At 72.8% G+C, this 19362-nt stretch carries 13 protein-coding genes; 7 read left to right on the top strand and 6 right to left on the bottom strand.

The features are described from left to right. Window positions 1–46 precede the first annotated feature (46 nt). Genes DEJ03_RS12420 through DEJ03_RS12410 form a run of 3 tightly spaced genes read left to right on the top strand, consistent with a single transcriptional unit; the run spans window position 47 to window position 5956 of the window. A complete protein-coding gene (locus DEJ03_RS12420; RefSeq protein WP_181422703.1) occupies window positions 47–886 on the top strand; it encodes a hypothetical protein in 840 nt (279 codons plus the stop codon). Beyond that, on the top strand, window positions 883–2511 hold the full coding sequence (locus DEJ03_RS12415) for a DNA polymerase Y family protein (protein WP_110864841.1): 1629 nt from the start codon (window positions 883–885) through the stop codon (window positions 2509–2511). The genes DEJ03_RS12420 and DEJ03_RS12415 overlap by 4 nt, the downstream gene beginning before the upstream one ends. Window positions 2512–2545: 34 nt before the next feature. After that, the gene (locus DEJ03_RS12410) at window positions 2546–5956 is read left to right on the top strand and encodes an error-prone DNA polymerase (protein WP_110864840.1); all 3411 of its coding nucleotides are present in this window, start codon (window positions 2546–2548) and stop codon (window positions 5954–5956) included. A 10-nt stretch (window positions 5957–5966) separates the two neighbouring features. On the opposite strand, the gene DEJ03_RS12405 is transcribed toward DEJ03_RS12410, so the two are convergent. Next, window positions 5967–7478, bottom strand: a complete 1512-nt coding sequence (locus tag DEJ03_RS12405; protein WP_110864839.1) for a cell wall metabolism sensor histidine kinase WalK — start codon at window positions 7476–7478, stop codon at window positions 5967–5969. Then, window positions 7475–8152 carry a response regulator transcription factor gene (locus DEJ03_RS12400; RefSeq protein ID WP_017885962.1) on the bottom strand — a complete coding sequence of 226 codons (678 nt, stop codon included), beginning with the start codon at window positions 8150–8152 and terminating at the stop codon, window positions 7475–7477. Before DEJ03_RS12400 ends, DEJ03_RS12405 begins: the two co-directional genes overlap by 4 nt. Before the next feature lie 171 nt (window positions 8153–8323). Here DEJ03_RS12400 and DEJ03_RS12395 point away from each other — a divergent pair, with 171 nt between their 5' ends. Next, window positions 8324–8662: a hypothetical protein gene (locus DEJ03_RS12395; RefSeq protein ID WP_027464726.1), complete on the top strand. Its 339-nt coding sequence runs from the start codon at window positions 8324–8326 to the stop codon at window positions 8660–8662. Between the two features lie 41 nt (window positions 8663–8703). Here DEJ03_RS12395 and DEJ03_RS12390 read toward each other — a convergent pair whose 3' ends face one another. Next, complete coding sequence (locus DEJ03_RS12390; protein ID WP_110864910.1) at window positions 8704–9798, bottom strand: aromatic acid exporter family protein; 1095 nt, start codon at window positions 9796–9798, stop codon at window positions 8704–8706. A gap of 80 nt (window positions 9799–9878) precedes the next feature. On the opposite strand from DEJ03_RS12390, the gene DEJ03_RS12385 reads away from it, so the two are divergent. After that, window positions 9879–11123, top strand: a complete 1245-nt coding sequence (locus DEJ03_RS12385; protein ID WP_110864837.1) for an aminoglycoside phosphotransferase family protein — start codon at window positions 9879–9881, stop codon at window positions 11121–11123. A gap of 567 nt (window positions 11124–11690) precedes the next feature. Then, on the top strand, window positions 11691–13817 hold the full coding sequence (locus DEJ03_RS12380) for a DEAD/DEAH box helicase (protein ID WP_181422702.1): 2127 nt from the start codon (window positions 11691–11693) through the stop codon (window positions 13815–13817). A 112-nt stretch (window positions 13818–13929) separates the two neighbouring features. Here the strand turns inward: DEJ03_RS12380 and DEJ03_RS12375 are convergent, their stop codons facing one another. Then, a complete protein-coding gene (locus DEJ03_RS12375; protein ID WP_027464730.1) occupies window positions 13930–14202 on the bottom strand; it encodes a mycoredoxin in 273 nt (90 codons plus the stop codon). A gap of 58 nt (window positions 14203–14260) precedes the next feature. Here DEJ03_RS12375 and DEJ03_RS12370 point away from each other — a divergent pair, with 58 nt between their 5' ends. After that, window positions 14261–15790, top strand: a complete 1530-nt coding sequence (locus DEJ03_RS12370) for a CYTH domain-containing protein (protein WP_181422701.1) — start codon at window positions 14261–14263, stop codon at window positions 15788–15790. A gap of 111 nt (window positions 15791–15901) precedes the next feature. Here the strand turns inward: DEJ03_RS12370 and DEJ03_RS12365 are convergent, their stop codons facing one another. Together DEJ03_RS12365 and DEJ03_RS12360 are read right to left on the bottom strand one after the other, a co-directional pair. Continuing rightward, window positions 15902–18073 carry a S9 family peptidase gene (locus DEJ03_RS12365; protein ID WP_110864834.1) on the bottom strand — a complete coding sequence of 724 codons (2172 nt, stop codon included), beginning with the start codon at window positions 18071–18073 and terminating at the stop codon, window positions 15902–15904. 29 nt (window positions 18074–18102) lie between these two features. Further along, window positions 18103–19302 (bottom strand): Fic family protein, encoded by a 1200-nt coding sequence (locus DEJ03_RS12360; RefSeq protein WP_110864833.1) that lies wholly within the window; start codon window positions 19300–19302, stop codon window positions 18103–18105. Window positions 19303–19362 lie beyond the last annotated feature (60 nt).

Below are 19362 nucleotides of genomic sequence, written 5' to 3'. Positions count from 1 at the left end.
CCAGGACTGCCCACGGATGTCGGACGCGATTGACATCATCGAACACATGTTCGAATATGAGGGCATGCAGACGGCGGCGGCACTCCGGTCGCCCACCCCGGACCGGGGCGGGCGGAGCAGTGCTGCACGCGGCGGCAGCGGTGCGGGCGGTGGCGGTGCGCGCCGTGGGCCGGACCACCTGAGCGATGCCCGGGCCGCGCTCGACCGCATCACGTCCCTGCGGTCCCGGGTGGCCGACATGGAGTCCACCCGGGTCGACACCGCCGGGCTCCCCACGGCCCCGGCGCTCGAACCCCTGCTGCCCGGTGGCGCGATCCGGGTCGGTGGCACCTACGCCGTCCCCGAGTCGGTGCTGCTCGCGATCACCATGCTGCAGGCGGCCTCGGCGGCCGGGGCGTGGTGTGCGGTCGTCGGGGTGCCGTCCTTCGGGATCGAAGCCGCCGCCGCCGCGGGGATCGACCTCGAACGGCTCGTGCTCGTCCCCGATCCGGGTGACCAGTGGCTCGCCGTGACGGCGGCGATGGCCGACGTCGCCCAGATCGTCCTCACCCGACCGCTCAGCCGGGTCGTGCCGGGCGACGTGGCACGGCTGTCGGCCCGCCTGCGACAGCGCGGTGGCGCACTCGTCGCGCTCGGCTCCTGGCCCGGGGCGGACGTCACGCTGCGGGTCACGTCCTCGACGTGGAGCGGCATCGGTCAGGGCCACGGCCACCTGACGGAGCGCCGGGCCACCGTGACCGCGACCGGGCGGGCCGGCGCGGTGCGTCCGGCGACCGCCGAGCTGCTCCTGCCCGCGGCCGACGGTGCGGTCCGGGCCGCCACACCGGTGCCGACGGTGGGCTCCGGGGACACCCGCGTGCTGCGGCCCGTGGCGGTGGCGTCGTGATCGCCTCCGGGCGCGTCCGGACCGACGCGATCACGCGGGGAGCGGCACTGCCCGAACCACCCCCGACCCGGACGATCGTGCTCTGGTGCCCGGACTGGCCGGTCATCGCGGCGGCTCGGGCCGGTGGCACCCCGCCGGAGCAGCCCCTCGCCCTGACCGCGAAGGGGCTCGTGTTCGCGAGCTCCGCGTCCGCGCGTGAGCAGGGCGTCGTGCGGGGGCTCCGCGTGCGTGAGGCGCAGGCGCGGTGCCCCGAGCTCCTCGTGCAGCCCTACGACGACGCCCTCGACCACCGCGCCTTCGAGCCCGTCATCCGTGCGGTCGAGGCGGCGGTCCCCGGGGTCGAGGTGCTGCGGCCGGGCACCCTCGCGCTCCGTGCCCGCGGGCCGGCCCGGTACTACGGCGGTGAGCGCGCGGCGGCGGCGACCCTCGCCGGCATCGCGGCCGACCACGGCGCCCCCGCGGTGCGGGCCGGGGTGGCCGACACCCCGTTCGCGGCGGACCAGGCCGCCCGCGCCCGTCCGGTGCGTCCCGGCGAACGGGTGCGCCTCGTGCCCGTCGGGGGGTCGGCGGACTTCCTCGCGCACCTGCCGCTCGGCGTGCTCGGCGACCCCGACCTCACAACGGTGCTCGACCGGCTCGGCATCACCACGCTCGGCGACTTCGCGGCACTCGGCGACGAACAGGTGCGGGACCGCTTCGGCGTGGCCGGGGCGTTCCTGCACCGGTTGGCCGGGGGCCGCGACCCCCGCGAGATCGCGGCGCGTGAGATCCCGCCGGAACTCCGGGTCGAGGCGTCGTTCGAACCCCCGCTGGACCGCGCCGACCAGATCGCGTTCGCGTTCCGGCGTTCCGCCGACGACTTCGCCGAGCGACTCCGGGCCGCGGGGCTCGTGGCGACGACGATCCGTGTGGGGATCGGCGACGAGCGCGACATCCTGCTCGAACGGACCTGGGCGCACCCGCGCTGGTTCGACGCCGCCGACGTGGTCGACCGGGTGCGGTGGCAGCTCGCCGGTGGGGTGGACCCCAGCGGGCTCGAGGCGCCGGTCACCTCGGTCGTGCTCGAGCCGGTCGCCGTCGACGACATGGCGAACCACGAGCGCGGGCTGTGGGGCTCCGGCCCGGACGAGCGCGTGCACCACGGCCTCGCCCGGATCCAGGGCATGGTCGGCCACGACGGTGTGGTGAGTCCGCGCATCGGTGGTGGCCGCACCCTGTCCGAGCGCGTGGTGCTCGTGCCGTGGGGTGACGCGCCCGCCGGTGGTGAGCGTGCCCTGGCGACCGTTCGCGACCGACCGTGGCCCGGCAAGCTGCCCGGCCCGCCACCAGCCACCGTGCTCGAGCGTCCCCGAGCGGTCGACGTCGTCGCCGTCGGCGGTGCGAGCGTCGACGTCGACGAGCGCGGCGTGCTGTCCGGCGTACCCGACCGGTTCCGCGCCGAGGGTGACCGGGGCGGCGGGTTCTCCGCCGTGACGGCCTGGGCGGGGCCGTGGCCGCTCGTCGTCCGGTGGTGGGAGTCCGGCGGCCGACGCCTGCACCGGCTCCAGCTCGTCGACGCCGAGGGGCGCGCCTGGTACCTGGTGCTGGCGGACCACCGCTGGTGGGCCGAGGCGATCGCGACGTGACCCCGACCACCACCACCGACAGGAGCGTGACCTGATGGGCTACAGCAACCCACCCATCCCGTGGTCGCAGTTCGAGCGCGCGCTGTCCGACAAGCGGAGCCCGGGCACGGCGCACGACGGCGACGGCGGCGACAGCCCGGCGTGGTCGCGGAAGCGCGAGCCGTACGTCCCGTCGCCGCTCGACACCGACGGCGGGCCCGTGGTGCCGTACGCCGAACTGCACGCGCACTCGGCCTTCAGCTTCCTCGACGGCGCCAGCCAGCCCGAGCACCTGTTCGAAGAAGCCGCTCGGCTCCGACTGCACGCCCTCGCGCTCACCGACCACGACGGCTTCTACGGGGCCGCCCGGATGGCCGAGGTCGCCGAGTCGTACCCGCAGGTCGGCACCGTCTTCGGCACCGAGCTGTCCCTGGGGCTGACCGAACCGCAGAACGGTGTGCCCGACCCCGAGGGCTCGCACCTGCTCCTGCTCGCCGACGGCCAGGACGGCTACCACCGGCTCGCCGGCGCGGTGACGAGCGCACACCTGGCCGCCGGGTCCGAGAAGGGCAGCCCGCAGTACGACCTCGACGACCTCGCCGCGCGGGCCGACGGGCACTGGCGGGTCCTCACCGGCTGCCGGAAGGGTTCCGTGCGGCAGGCCCTCGAGCAGGGTGGCGAGTCCGCCGCCGAGACGGCGCTCCGGGTGCTGCTCGACCGGTTCGGCAGCCGCAACGTCGTCGTGGAGCTGCTCGACCACGGCGACCCGCTCGACAGCGCCCGCAACGACGCCCTGGCCACCCTCGCCGCGAAGCACGCGCTGCCCCTGGTCGCCACCGGCAACGTGCACTACGCCACCCCCGACCGGTTCCCGGTGGCGACCGCACTCGCGGCGGTGCGCGCCCGCCGCAGCCTCGACGAGATCGACGGCTGGCTACCGGCCGCCGACACCGCCCACCTGCGCTCCGGCGCCGAGATGGCCAGACGGTTCGGGCGCTACCCCGGCGCGATCGAGCGGACCGTGGAGCTCGCCGACGAGCTCGGGTTCCGGCTGAAGACCGTGCAGCCAGGGTTGCCCGACCTCGACGTCCCGGACGGACACACCGCGATGTCGTGGCTCCGCGAGCTCACGTGGACGGGTGCCCGGCGGTTCTACCCAGGCAGCGCCGACGGCGTCGACCCTCGCAAGCGGGAGCGCATCGAGCGTGAGCTGTCCGTGATCGAGGAGAAGAACTTCCCGGGGTACTTCCTGATCGTGCGCGACATGGTGCAGTACGCCCGCGGTCGGGGCATCCTCTGCCAGGGGCGGGGCTCGGCGGCGAACTCGGCGGTCTGCTACCTGCTCGAGATCACCGCGGTGGACTCGATCCGGTACGGGCTGCCGTTCGAGCGGTTCCTGTCGGCGATGCGCGACGAGGAACCCGACATCGACGTCGACTTCGACTCGGACCGCCGCGAAGAGGTGATCCAGTACGTGTACGCCAAGTACGGCCGGCACAACGCCGCCCAGGTCGCGAACGTCATCACCTACCGGCCCAAGGGCGCGGTGCGCGACATGGCGAAGGCGCTCGGCCACAGCCCCGGGCAGCAGGACGCCTGGTCGAAGCAGGTCGAGCGGTGGGGGTCGGTGACCGAGAGCCAGGACCACGACATCCCGCCGGCGGTCGTCGGGCTCGCGAGCGACGTCCTCGGGTTCCCGCGGCACCTCGGCATCCACTCCGGCGGCATGGTGCTGACCGACCGCCCGGTGGGCGAGGTCGTGCCGATCGAGCACGCCCGGATGGACGGCCGCACCGTGCTGCAGTGGGACAAGGACGACTGCGCCTACATGGGGCTCGTGAAGTTCGACATGCTCGGGCTCGGCATGCTCGCGGCGCTGCAGTACTCGTTCGACCTGGCGGCAGAGCGCTGCGGGGAGCGCTGGGAGATGCACTCCATCCCGAAGGAGGAACAGGGGGTCTACGACCAGCTCTGCCGCGCGGACACGATCGGGGTGTTCCAGGTGGAGTCCCGTGCGCAGATGGGCACCCTGCCCCGACTGCTCCCGCGGCGGTTCTACGACCTGGTGATCGAGGTCGCACTCGTCCGACCCGGTCCGATCCAGGGCGGCGCGGTGCACCCGTACATCCGCCGGCGCACGGGCGAGGAACCGATCACCTACATGCACCCGGCGCTCGAACCCGTGCTCGAACGCACCCTCGGGGTCCCGTTGTTCCAGGAACAGCTGATGCAGATGGCGATCGCGGTCGGCAACTGCTCCGGTGACGACGCCGACCTGCTGCGACGGGCGATGGGCTCGAAGCGCGGGCACGAGAAGATCGACCGGCTGCGCGACAAGCTCTACACGGGGATGGCGGACAACGGCATCCACGGTGCGGACGCCGACGCGATCTACGCGAAGATCCAGGCGTTCGCGAACTTCGGCTTCGCGGAGAGCCACTCGATCAGCTTCGCCCTCATCGTCTACGCGAGTGCGTGGATGCGGCTGCACTACCCGGGGGCGTTCCTGGCGGCACTGCTCCGGGCGCAGCCGATGGGGTTCTACTCACCGCAGACCCTGGTCGCCGACGCCCGGCGGCACGGCGTCCGCGTACTGCGACCGGACATCCTGCGGTCCGGGGTCGACGCCACGCTCGAACCGCTGCCGGACGGGGACGCCCCTGCCGGTGACGACGCGTGCCTGGCCACCGAGCAGCCACCGGTGCTGCCCTTCGACAAGGCGCTCCCCGACGACACCGCGAGCCACCGACGCGACGGTGCCTTCGCCGTGCGGCTCGGGCTCGCCGAGGTCGCGTCGCTCAGCCGGAAGAGCGCCGAGAAGATCGTCGCGGAGCGGGACGCGAACGGCCCCTTCCGCGACATGTCGGACCTGGCCCGCCGGGTCGGGCTCACCGCGCCGCAGCTCGAGGCCCTCGCCGCCGCCGACGCCTTCGCCCCGTTCGACATCGACCGCCGCGGTGCGATGTGGTCGGCTGCCCAGGCGGCCGCCGAGCGTCCGGACCAGTTGCCGGACACGCAGGTGTTCGTGCAGCCGCCGCTGTTCGGGCAGATGACGAGCGGGGACGTGCTCATCGCCGACATGTGGTCGACGGGCATGACGACCGACGACCACCCCGTCCGGCACGTGCGCGACCGGCTCGCAGCCCGCCGGGTGCTCAGCGTGCAGGACACCGCGACCGCCGAGACCGGACGACGGGTCGAGGTCGGCGGGATCGTGACGCACCGGCAGCGTCCGGCGACGGCCTCCGGCATCACGTTCCTGAACGTCGAGGACGAGACCGGGCTGGTCAACGTCATCTGCAGCGTCGGGGTCTGGGGGCGCTTCCGCCGGGTGGCGCGGGAGTCCCCGGCGGTGATCGTCCGGGGCATCCTCGAGCGCTCGCCCGACGGGGTCGTCAACCTGGTGGCGGACCGCATCGAGCACCTGTCGCTGTCCGTCCGCACCCGCTCGCGGGACTTCCAGTGAGCGGTCGTGCTCAGCGCACCTCGGGCAAGCGGATCGTGACCTCGAGCCCACCGGCGGGCACGTTGCGGAGCGACGCCGTGCCTCCTGCCCGTTCCGCCACCGCACGCACGATCGCGAGTCCCAGCCCCGAGCCGCCGGGCAGGGCGCCGGCACCGGTGGACGGGTCCGGGTTCGGGCGGGACGTCCGGGCCTCGTCCGGACGGGTGAAGCGGTCGAACGCCACCGGGATGAAGGACTCGGGCACGCCGGGGCCGTCGTCGGTGATCTGCAGCACGCCCTCGCCGCCGGTGCTCCGCCAGGACACGAAGATGCCGCCGCCGCGGGGGAGTGCGGCCACGGCGTTGCCCGCGATGTTCGTGACGAGCTGGGCCATCCCGCCGGTGTCGATCCGGTACCGCGGTTCGACGGTGCCGCCGCCGATGCCCGGGCCGGAACCGCCGACGGCGACGGGCGGCTCGAGATCGAAGTCGACGGTGATGTCCTTCGCCGACGCGATGAGCCGGACGCGGTCGACCGCGGCCATCACCTCGTCGCCGAGGTCCGACCAGGCGGTCTCGGGGCGCCGGTCGCCGTCCTGTTCACGGCGCTCCGACTCCTCGATCCGCGACAGGGCGAGCAGGTCGTTCGCCAGCCGTGACAACCGCGCGACGCTGTGCTTGGCGCGTTCGATGTGGGCGGCGAGGGCGGCGGCGTCGTTGCCGTCGAGCGAGGCGAGGTCGAGCTGGGTCGTCAGGATCGCCAGGGGCGTCCGGAGCTCGTGGCTGGCGTCCGACACCATCTGGCGTTCGCGCTCGGTCGCCTGCCGGGTCCGGGCGAGGAAGGCGTTGAGCGTGGTCGCCAGGGACGCCAGCTCGTCCTGGGCCGGGCCCACCGGCAGTTCGGCACGCTCCGGGGCGACGGAGAGCCGTTCGGCCTCGCGGCGCATCCGGTTCACCGGGCGCAGCGCGGTGGTCGCGAGCACCCAGGACGCCACGCCGAAGGCGAGCAGGATGGCCAGGCCGGTCAGCGACAGCGTCGTCGTGAGGTCGTCGACGACGATGGCCTCGGCCTGCGAGTTGCGGGCGGCGACGACGGTCCAGCGGCCGGCCTCGTTGACGGGGTGCTCCACCACGACGCGGTACTCCGAGCCGGATGCCGTGATGATCGAGGTGCCAGCGGGGGTGGACCGCAGACTGCCGAGCGCCTGCTCGACACGATCGGGCATCGTCGACAGCACGATCTCGCCGGACGGGGACACGACGGCGACGAGCTGCGCGTTGCCCGGCGGCGAGAGGTCGGGGTCGCTGTCGACCTCGAGCGTGGCGACGTACGGGTCGGCATCGGCGTCGAGCAGGGTGCGGGTCGCACTCGCGACGACGCTCACCACCTGGAAGCGCATCACCAGGACGAGCAGCAGGATGACGATCGCGGCGATCGCCGTCGACCCGATCGTGATCCGGGCACGCAGCGACAGCAGACGCAGCGGCCGGATCGGACCGCCGCGTCGGCGGTCCGATCGTGGGGCGTCGTCGGCCCCGCTCACGCCCCGAGCAGATCCAGGCGGTACCCGCGACCGCGGACCGTGGCGATGGCGACGGTGGCCTCGTGCGCGGTGAGCTTCTTGCGGAGGTACGAGATGTACTGCTCGACCACGTTCGGGTCGACGTGCTGCGAACCGTCCCAGACCTCTTCGAGGATCTTCGGGCGGTCGACGACACTGCCGGCGGACCGGGCGAGCAGTCGGAGCAGGGCGAACTCGGTGGGGCTCACGGCGACGCGCTGGCCCTTGATCGAGATGCGGCGGGCCTCGGAGTCGATGGAGACGTCCCCGACCTCGATCGTGCGGGGTGCCCCGGCGGACTCACGACGGCCGAGCGCACGCAGCCGAGCGGTGAGCTCGGCGAAGGCGAAGGGCTTGGTGAGGTAGTCGTCCGCGCCCGCGTCGAGCCCGAACACGCGGTCGTCGACGGCGTCGCGCGCGGTCACGAGCAGGATCCGCACGGGGTCCTCGCGCTCACGGATCCGCCGGGCGAGCTCGAAGCCGGACATGCCGGGCATCATCACGTCCACGACCGCAAGGTCGAACGCCTGCTCGCCGAGGGCGATGAGCGCCTCGACACCGTTCTCGACGGCCGTGACCCGGTACCCCTCGGCCGCGAGTCCGCGTTCCATCAGGGCACGCATCTCGTCGTCGTCCTCGACCACCAACAGCCGCATAGTGGACCTCCTCGGACCCATCGTGGCATCGAACCGGCGCGGAGGGTCGTTCTCCGGGTCCGACTCGCTGAATCTCGTCACAGGTCAAAGCAGAACGGTCTGTCCCACGTTCTAGGGACGTGAGCGCCGCTTGCTTCGTTGCTAGGCTCCGGCAGCGGACAGCGCGACCCGATGCGCCGCCCGCACTGGGGGATCATGAACGACTCGATCGACCACCCGGCCATCGTGCGCCTGCGCGCCGAACTGGACGCCGCGTGGAAGGGCATCGGCGCGCTCGCGCAACTGGAGGACGCACCGCGCGACCGCGTGGTCGCGGAACTGCGGACGGCGGTGCCGGACGTGGCGAGCCGTGCTGCACGCGAGGTCGGCACCGAGGCCGTCGTCGCGGAGATCAGCCGGTACGCCGACGCCGGCATCCCGGGTGCGACCGCGACCGACGTCGTGCCGACCGCGGTGATCTGGTCGGACGTCGTGCGGACGGCGTCGGAAGCGGCCTGCGCAGCGCGCTGAAGCAGACCGAGCGGCCTGCGCAGCGCGCTGACGCGGACTGACTAGTCGTCCTCCCCGAGCAGCTCGCCACGCACCCGTCGGATGTCCTCGAGCAGTGCCCCGATGAGCACCCAGTGCCGGGAGTTCGGCCGGACCACCTCGAGCGGCGCGGTGAGTGACGGCTCGGAGGCCTCCGCCCACGGCCCGACGTCCGGCCCGGAGGCAGCGGTGTCCGCTCCGCCGACCCCGTCCACCGGGTCGAGCCGTGTCGATTCCACCCGAGCGCTCAGCGCCCGGACGTCCGCACCGATCCGTGCCACCTCGGTCGCGATGCCGTGCACCACCGGGTCGTCACGCAGGTCCGGTGCGGTGTTGTCGCGGATCGCCCGGGTCATCCCGGTGACCCGGGTCACCAGGACGCGCAGGTGGTCGGTGGTCACCACGTCGCGGTCGAGGATCGTCCGGTGCCGGCCACTGCGCGGGTTCATCGTCAGGGACTCACGCGCCGACCCCAGGGACGCCTCGGCCTTGGCGTGCTGCTGCCGCAGTGCGCGGGCCGCGACGAGCGCCTCGTCCCAGCGCTCGCGGTCCCACCCCTCGGTCAGGCCGATCGCGATCCGCTCGAACGCCACCGCGGTGTCGCGGGCGAGCCGGGCGACGGCGAGGTGCGCCGGTTCGAGCAGCACGGGCGGCACGATGAGCGCGTTCACGACCAGGGCGACGATCGCACCGATCACGGTCTCGAGGATCCGGTCGGCGGAGTAGTTCGGCGTCACGACCCCGGCGGTGAGCACGAGCATCCCGCTGATCCCCACCTGGGTGGCCGAGGTCGGGGTGAGCCGGAGTGCCCAGGCGATGAGGATCGCGAGCACGATGACGAGCAGCACGACGAACACGCCGTCGCCGAGCAGCAGGTGGAACCCGGTGGCGAGCACGACGCCGATCACCACGCCCGCGCTCCGCTCGAGCCCCTTCACGAACGACTGGTTGATGCTCGGCTGCACCACGAGCAGTGCAGCGATCGCCGCGAAGGTGGGGAACGGCCCCTGGACGACCAGGCGGCAGAGGAGCACGGCGGCGACCACCGCGACGGCGGTCTTCACGACCTGCAGGAACGGCGTGCGACTGGAGCTGCGGAGACGCGCGACCGGGTTCACACCGACCACGGTAGCCACCGGCCGCGCGCCGAGCCGTGCACGAACGCGACGAAACCCGCGCGACACGGTTGACTGATGTCGTGTGGCCCAACCATGAGCGCGTCATCCCGCAGGCCTTCGCCGGCTCCGGGACCTCCGTGGTGGCCGCGCGGGCGCACTCCGTCGAGCCCTCGGGCAACGGCTACCTGTACGGCTACGAGGTCGACACGGTGGACCGCAACGGCCAGCGCGCCACGGTCCTGACCTACGTCGACACCGGCGGCACCCACGACCAGAACAGCGCGATCGTCACCGATCCGGCGACAGGTGACCCGGTGTCGGTGTGGGCGTACCCGAACGACCCCGGCCTGCCGGTGCTGCCGCAGGTCACCTACCGCGACGCCGTCGCCGAGCTGCTGACCACGCTCGGCATGCCCGTCACCGACCCGGTGCTCACCGTGGCGGCGTACCGGCCCGGCAAGCGCGCGGTCGTCCGCGTGGACGCCCCCGAGCGCACCCTGTTCCTGAAGATCGTCCGCCCGCACCGGGTCGCGCCGATCGTGCAGTCGCACGAGCAGTTCGTCGCGGCCGGTCTGCCCGTGCCGCGTGTGCTGTCCAGCCGTGGCGACGGCCTGCTCGTGCTCGAGCGCATCCGCGGGGTGCCCGCCGGCAGCCGCATCCTCGACATCGCCGACGACCCCCGCTTCGTGGCGTCGCTCGCCGCGCTGAGCGGCCGGGTCGCCACCGTCCCGATGACCCAGCAGGCGCGCGCCGACGCGATGGACCACGCCGACTGGCACCGTCGCACGCTCATCGCCGCCCTGCCGCACGACGCCGAGGAGATCGACCGCCTGTACGACGCCATCGGCCGCCGCTCCATCGGCTGGTCGAGCTCGACCAAGCAGGTCGTGCACGGCGACCTGCACCTGGAGCAGGTCTTCGTCGACGAGGACGAGCCGTGGCGCATCTCCGGCCTGCTCGACATCGACACCGCGGGCTGGGGCTTCCCGGTCCGTGACGTCGGTGCCGTCGTCGCCCACCTCGTGGTCACCGGGCTCTGGCACCGGTCCCGAGGCGACGCCGAGCGCGGCGCCGCCGCCGAGCGTCTCGCCGACGCGATCGCCCGCGACTGGGTCGCGCGCAACCCGCGCGAGGCCGACCGCATCGGACCCGCCATCGGCGCCCAGCTGCTCGCCCACGCCGGCGGCCAGGCGACCACCGGTTCCGCCAACGGGATCCAGACCGCCCAGCAGCTCCTCGCCGCGACGCAGGCCGCCCTGGCGGACGCGGCCCCGAGCCTCCCGACAGGTGGTTCGACCCGCCCGCGGTCCGCACCGCAGGTCTGAGACGCGACGCCGCTGTCGCGAAAGCGACAGTTCTGCGCGGAACATCCGCGGCGTCCTGTCGCTTTCGCGGGGTCACCGGGGCAGGGAACCGGAGACGTGTCGCTTCGGTGGGGTGAACACGACCGGAGGACGGACTGGAGGCACGGGTCGGGCCCGCCACGGGCCTCCCGTCCGCCGTCGCGACGCGCGCGGGCAACGCGTCGGTCGCCTCTGTCGGTGGTCCGGGAGTAAACTGAGCGCGCACGCACCGCGTTCCCGCGTGCCGCGTCGATTCCGGACGCAGCCGTCGATCACTTGATCGACGCGGGGACCGGGCCGTGACCGCCCCGAGGGGGCATCACGTGCGTGTGACGACGCCGGATCCCGGCGCGGACCGTCCGAACCTGCTCCCGGCAGGTGCTCGTGTGGAACGGCTCGCGGGAGTCCACCGGACGTCCCGATGCGGGGACCGGCGATGCGGTGGGCCACGGTGGCCCGCAGCTGAACCGGAGCCGCGCCAGGCACCGGTGCAGGACTTCCCGCCCCACGGGCGGATCGCCCCGACGTGTGGGCGGAACAGGAGGAGCGTTGGCTCGATCAGGCACCCGGCGTGCTGCCGGCGGGACGCGGACCGCGTCACGTCGCACCAGGCCGCTGGACAACGACGGCGTCATCCCCGTCCTCGCCCGCGCTGTGCGCGAGGTCGAGGCCGCGGCGCAGCGCGGACCGCTCAAGGCATCGAACCGGACGAAGTTCCAGGCGGTCGCCCTGCTCATGCGCGAAGAGCGCGCGCGAGTGAAGGCCGACACGGAGCTCACCGACGCGCAGCGCGCCGAGCAGCTCAAGCGGCTCGACGGCGTGGCCACGATCCTCGCGAAGACGGCGGCGCGCGACACCAGCGTCATCCAGCTCCTCGCCGAAGAGGTCCAGGTGTCCGAGGCGACGCGTGCGGTCAAGCGCGACATGATGATCGCCGGCGGCATGGAACTGCAGCCGGAGGACCTCGTCATCGCGTCCGAGCCCGCCGCGGTCGTCGAGACCCCGGTGCGGGCCGTCGTGCCGCAGGCGGTCGTGCAGCGCCAGCTGGCGAACCCCTTCATGCCACCGGACTTCGCCCTCGCCGACCAGCCCGTCGCGCACCCGCGTCGCCTGGCGAACTGGGAGCTGTTCGGGCCGCTGTTCAAGTCGTTCGAGTACGGCGCGGGCGGGGGAGCGGCGACGATGCCGCTGCCGGAGCCCACGACGCTGCACTCGCGCTCGGGCACCACGCTCATGAAGCACCAGGCGGAACTCGTCGCCGCCGCGGCGCAGGGGCACCGCACGTTCCTGCTCGCCGACGAGCCCGGCCTCGGCAAGACGGCACAGTCGCTGCTCGCCGCCGACGCCGCGAACGCGTTCCCGCTGCTCGTCGTCGTGCCGAACGTCGTCAAGACGAACTGGGCGCGTGAAGCCGAGCGCTGGGTGCCGAACCACCGCGCCACGGTGATCCACGGGGACGGCAACGACCTCGACGGGTTCGCCGACATCGTCATCGTGAACTACGAGATCCTCGACCGGCACGCCGGGTGGCTCGGCAACTTCGGGTTCAAGGGGATGGTCGTCGACGAGGCGCACTTCATCAAGAACAGGGACTCGCAGCGCGCCCGGTTCGTGCTGCAGATCGCCGAGCGCATCCGCCAGCGCACCGCCGCGCCGCTGCTCATGGCGCTGACCGGTACCCCGCTGATCAACTCGGTCGAGGACTTCCGCACCATCTGGGAGTACCTCGGCTGGATCGACGACAAGAAGCCGCGCGCGAAGCTCATGAACGAGCTCGAGGAGATCGGCCTGACGCCGGCCGACCCCGGGTTCTTCGTCGAGGCCCGCCGTGCCGTCATCGACCAGGGCATCGTCCGACGCCGCAAGGTCGACGTCGCCGCGGACATCCCGGCACGCCGGATCGCCGACATCCCCGTCGAGCTCGACGGTGACGAGGGTCGCTCCATCCGCGACGCCGAGCGCGAGCTCACCGCGAAGCTCGTCCGCCGCTACCACCAGGCGCTCGACGCCCGCACCGGGCAGGACCCGGTCGTCGGCATCGACCACAAGCTGGTCCGCCAGGTCGCCCGCTGGGAGCTCGAGGACCAGGACGCCTCGTCGACCGGCGAGAACGTGTTCTCGATGGTCCGCCGCATCGGCCGTGCCAAGGCCCAGCTCGCGGCCGACTACGCGGCGCAGCTCGCCTCGAACGTCGGCAAGGTCGTGTTCTTCGCGAAGCACCTCGACGTGATGGACCAGGCGGAAGAGGTGTTCGCCCGTCGCGGCCTGCGCACCGCCACGATCCGCGGCGACCAGACCCCGACGCAGCGCACGGCCGAGATCGACTCGTTCGTGAACGACCCCGACGTCGCCGTCATCGTCTGCTCGCTGACCGCGGCCGGGGTCGGCCTGAACCTGCAGGTGTCGTCGAACGTCGTGCTCGCCGAGCTGTCGTGGACGAGCGCCGAGCAGACCCAGGCGATCGACCGCGTGCACCGCATCGGGCAGGAAGAGCCCGTCACCGCGTGGCGCATCATCGCCGCGCAGACGATCGACACCAAGATCGCCGAGCTCATCGACTCGAAGGCGTCCCTGGCCGCCCGCGCGCTCGACGGTTCGGACGAAGAGGTCGTCGACTCCGGTGACATCCAGCTCGACGCGATGGCTGCGCTGCTGACCGAGGCGCTCGGCGGCTAGCGCCGGCGCGTCCGGCGCTGTCCCGGACAGCAAAACACCGGTGTTCGCACTCTGAACCGCGTCATGCGCGTGTTCGGAGCGTGAACACCGGTGTCTTGCGAGGAGGACCTGCTCAGATGCGGGACTGCACCTCGGCCAGGGACGGGTTCGTCGCCGTCGTGCCGTCGGGGAACACCAGCGTCGGCACGGTCTGGTTGCCGCCGTTGACCTCGGCGACGAGCTCGGCGGTACCCGGGGTCTGCTCGATGTCGACCTCGGTGAAGGGCACCCCGGCCTTCGACATCTGGTTCTTCAGCCGGGCGCAGTAGCCGCACCACGTGGTGGTGAACATCGTGACGCCGCCGGCTTCGGGCGTGAACTGCTCGCGGGTGATCGTGTCGCTCATCCCTGCAGGCTAACCCCGGGTGCGGGGAAACCCCGCAGTGCCTGGTAGACAAGAGCGTGTGAGCCACACGCACCTCGAGATCGAGCGCACCTACGACCTGGCCGAGGGCGGTGCCCTCCCCGACCTCGTCGGCGCGGGCGGCATCCTCCGCACCGAGCACCAGGAGCCGTTCGAACTGGACGCGACCTACTGGGACACCGAGCGGTACGACCTGGTGGCCGCGCGGGTGACCGTCCGCCGTCGCACGGGCGGCCCCGACGCCGGCTGGCACATCAAGCGCTCGGAGTCGGACACGGTCCGCCACGAGCAGCAGTTCCCCCTGACCGACGACGCCGACACGGTGCCCGACGAGGTCCTCGCCGCGCTCTTCACGGAGCGTCGTGGCCGCGGGCTGCGTCCCGTCGTCCGGATCACGACCACCCGCACCGTCACCCGACTGCTCGACGAGGACGGCGACCAGATCGCCGAGCTCGCCGACGACCAGGTCACCGCCCAGCGCCTCGACGACGACGCCCCCGAGACCCCGCGCACCTGGCGCGAGGTCGAGGTCGAGACCGTCGACGGCGTCGACCCGCAGATCGCCCACGAGCTGTTCGCGGCACTCGACGGACGCTTCGCGGCCGTCGGCGCCGGCCCCGCCGCCGTCGCGTCCAAGCTGGCACGCGGGCTTGCAGGAGCACCGGCACCGCGCCTCCAGACCGAGGAGAAGCCGGCCAAAGGCACGACCGCACGCATCCTGGCGAAGCGCGTCCGCAAGCTGCGCGTCGCGCTGCTCGGCCAGGAGGCCCGGCTCCGCTCCGGCGACACGGCCGACCTCCGGCAGGCGGCCGACACCACCCTCGAGATCGCCGCGATCCTGGGCGCCTACCGCCCGGCGTTCCCCGACGGCGAGGCCGTCGACCGCGCCGCCGAGGCGGCGGACGGCCTGGCGGGCGTCACCGCGCGTGCGGCGCTGGCCGAGTACCTGATCGACCGGCTGCCGCGGGCGTCGTCGCCGGCGCAGGACGACCTGGTCGACGCGATGACCCGCGAGCGCATCCTCGCCTCGACACGGGAACGTCGCGACCAGGCGGTGCGGGACGTCGTCGCGTTCCTGCACGGCGTGCCGTTCCTCGAACTGCTCGACGCCCTCGACGACGCGGCCGAGCGACCGGCTCCGACGGCGTGGTCGCTCCGCGCACCGAAGCAGGTCGCGCAGGACGTCGGCGCCGACGTGAAGCCGCGCGTGCGCGAGCTCGTCCGGGCCGCCGTCGCCGACGACACCTCGAACACCGCTGCCGAGCGCGAGGCTGCCGACCGGACCACCACCGAGGCCGCGTGGCAGGAGACGATGCGCGCCCGGATGGCGATGGACGTGCTCGGCGACGACGCGTTCCCGCACGCGCTGTGGAAGCGGATCGGCACCGCCGCCGACGTGCTGACCGAACGGGTGCGGTCCCTGCACGCCCTCGACATCCTCCGGGCGAACGCGGCGATCGCGGAGCGCGGGGGTGAGGGCACCTTCGGGTACGGGGTGCTCGCGGGGGACCGGGTGCGCCTGGCCGAGGAGTCCTACGACGAGGCGGTGCACGCGCTCAACCGCGTGTGAGCGGGGTGCGCGCTGCGTGCGCTTGGTGCGCTTCGTTCGCTTGGTGAGCAGAAGAGGTCGGGTCCCGCGTTCGGACCCGACCTCTTCTGCTCACGAAGTGCGAGGCGTCGCTCAGCCCGCGGCGATCGGGTTGGCGGTGGCCGCGGCGGGCGTCTCGTCGGCGAGCCCGAGCACGTCGAGCAGCCAGGCGAGTTCGAACGCCCGCTCCTTCCACGACGCGTAGCGACCGCTGACACCACCGTGGCCGGCGGACATCTCGGTCTTCAGCAGCACCGGCGCGCCGACCTCGCGGAGCTTCGCGGTCCACTTCGCGGGCTCGACGTACAGCACGCGGGTGTCGTTGATCGAGGTCACGGCGAGGATCTGCGGGTACTGCACGTCGTCGCGGACGTTCTCGTACGGGGTGTACTCGCTCATGTAGCGGTAGACCTCGGCGTCGTGCAGCGGGTCGCCCCACTCGTCCCACTCGATGACGGTGAGGGGCAGGTCCGGGTCGAGGATGCTCGTCAGCGCGTCGACGAACGGCACGGCGGCCAGGATGCCGGCGAACCGCTCGGGTGCGAGGTTGGCGACCGCACCCATCAGGAGCCCGCCCGCGCTGCCACCCTCGGCCACGAGCCGGTCGGCGCTGGTCCGGCCGGACTCGATCAGGTGCTCGGCGACCGCGACGAAGTCGGTGAACGTGTTCTTCTTCGTCAGGGTCTTGCCGTTCTCGTACCAGTGCCGGCCGAGCTCACCGCCACCACGGACGTGCGCGACGGCGAAGACGACACCGCGGTCGAGCATCGACAGGCGCATGACGCTGAAGCCGGGGTCGATCGAGTGCTCGTACGAGCCGTAGCCGTAGAGGTGCAGTGGTGCCGGGGTGCCGTCCTCGACGGCGTCCCGACGCCAGACGAGCGAGATCGGCACACGGGTGCCGTCCGACGCGGTCGCCCAGTCGCGCTCCTGCACGTAGTCGGCCGGGTCGTAGCCGCCGAGCACTGGCTGGCGCTTCAGGACGGTGACTTCGCCGCTGGCCAGGTCGAGGTCGCTGACCTCGGAGGGGGTCACGAACGACGTGTACCCGATGCGGAGCGTCGGCTGCTCCCACTCCGGGTTGCCGCCGAGCCCCGCCGAGAACAGTGCTTCGTCGAAGGGGACCTCGTGCGCGTCGCCGTAGCCGTCGCCCTCGATCGGGATGATCGCGACGCGGGGGAGCGCCTCGGACCGGTACTCCAGGGCGAGGTGCCCGGCGAAGGCGTCGACCGACTCGATTCGGCGTTCGGTGTGGTGCGCCACGACGACGCGGCGGTCACGCTCGGACGTCGGGTCGTCGGCGGGGACGTCGACGAGCTCGAAGTTCTCGGCGCCGTCGTTGTGCAGCACCAGGAACCGGTCGCTGCCGCCGACGATGGCGTGCTCGATCTCGTACTCGACACCCTCACGGCGGGGCCAGACGACCTGGAACTCACCGGTCGGGTCCGCGGCGTCGAGGACGTGCGCCTCGGACGTGATCTTCGAGCCGAGCTCGATGACGATGTACTGCGATGAGCGGGTGACACCGACGCCGACCCAGTAGCGGTCGTCGGGTTCCTCGAACACCAGGACGTCCTCGGACGCCGCGGTGCCGACCGTGTGGCGCCAGATCTTGTCCGGACGCCACGACTCGTCGACCGTGGGGTAGAAGACGTAGCGGCCGGCCGGGTCGAACGTGGCGCCGGCGCCCGTGTTCGGGATGGCGTCGCCGAGGTCGGTCCCCGAGGCCAGGTCGCGCACGTGCAGGGTGTACCGCTCGTTGCCCTCGACGTCGATGCCGTAGACCAGGCGTGTGCCGTCGTCGCTGATGTCGTAGGTGCCGAGGGAGAAGAACTCGTGGCCGTCGGCCAGCGCGTTGCCGTCGAGGACCACCTGCTCGCCGGGGAGTGTCGACTCGCCCTCGACGACGGCGGGCGGCGTCCAGTCGTCGGGGCCGGCGACGGGCACGCGGCAGTGCACGCCGTACTGGCTGCCCTCGGCGGTGCGGGTGAAGTACCACCAGTCGCCCATGCGGACCGGTACCGAGAGGTCGGTCTCCTGTACGCGGCTCTTCACCTCGGCGAAGATGCGGTCGCGCAGCGGCGCGAGGTGCGCGGTGGCGGCGTCGGTGTGGGCGTTCTCGGCTTCGAGGTGCGCCAGGGTGTCGGGGAATTCCTTGTCCCGCAGCCACTCGTAGTCGTCGACGAAGTCGATGCCGTGGTGGGTCCGTGTCACGGGCCGCTTGGCGGCGCTGGGCGGGGTGGATGCGGTGTGCTCGTTGCTCACCGTCCCACCCTATTCGCCCGCGCCCCCGGTCAGGCCGCCGTGCGCTCGCGCCCGCCCACCGCCGCCTGCACCCGCTGCTCGAACGCCTCGAGCTCGTCGACCACGGCGGGTGCGACCCACGCCCGGTCTCGGAGACGATCGGTGACCGGACGGAGCACTCCCGCCAGCACCAGGTCGTGGGTGACGCGCTCGACCTCGTCGGTGGTGAGCAGGGTGTCCAGGTGCGCTTCGGTCAGGACGGGGTCGTCGGCGAGCGCACGGCCGACGACCGCGTGCGGGCCCGAGGCACAGGGGCCGGCGGACCGATCGGCGTCGTGCTCGGCGAGCAGCAGGGCGCTCAGGGTCGCCTCATCACAGACCGTCCCGATCGCCAGGGCCAGGTCGACCACGAACCCGGTGACCTTGCCGTCGCGGTACTGCTCGAGGTGCCGGAAGTACCGCCGCCGATCCGCCGCGAGCGCGGTGGCCACCGGTGCCGTGACCGTGGTCGTCACCCCGCGACGCCGGAGCACGGCACCGATCAGCGCGCGCCCGATCCGACCGTTGCCGTCGGTGAACGGGTGGATCGACTCGAACTGCGCGTGGGCGATCGCGGCCTGGGCGATCGGGTGCAGGTCCACACGGTGCACGAACGCGAACAGGTCGGCCATCAGCGGTGCCACGAGCTCGGGCGGTGGTGGCACGTACACGGCATCGCGGGGCGTGGCACCGCCGCCGATCCAGTTCTGCACGTCGCGGTACCGGCCGGCGTACCGTCCGTCCACCGGGTCGTCGCGCATCAGCAGGCGGTGCGCCTCGAGCAGGGAGGCCTCGGTGACGGTGCCCGAGTCCGCTCCGGACACCAGGTGCTCGACGGCGCCGCCGGCCCGGACGACCGCGGTGGCACCGGCGTTCGCCCGGATGCCGACGAGGGCCCGTGCCAGGTCGTCGATCGACGCGGACTCGTCCTCGATCCGCGACGACGCCACGGCTTCGGTCCGGCCGAGCACGGACCCGAGCGGCGCGAGCCGGGAGCCGTGGTGGACGTCGAGGGCGCGCAGGGCCGTGGCGCTCCGGTCGAGCAGCGCGACGGTGTCGTCGTCGGGCGTCCACCGAGCCCTCGCGATGGACGGGGCCAGCGACACCCGCACGGTGGTCACCAGCCGGTCGTCACGGCACCCGCGGACGGTGCTCCGCCACGGTCGCTCGCTGCGTTCGTGCGTGGGCCAGGTGTCGCTCCGGTGTGCCATCCCGCGACGGTAGAGCCACCCGGACGCTCGACGCCAGGAATCTGTCTCTTATACACATCT

This window comes from Curtobacterium sp. MCLR17_043, from assembly GCF_003224215.1.
Lineage (GTDB): Bacteria > Actinomycetota > Actinomycetes > Actinomycetales > Microbacteriaceae > Curtobacterium > Curtobacterium flaccumfaciens.
Note: the sequence above shows the minus strand (reverse complement) of the source record. Positions and strands in the feature narration are given on the sequence as shown.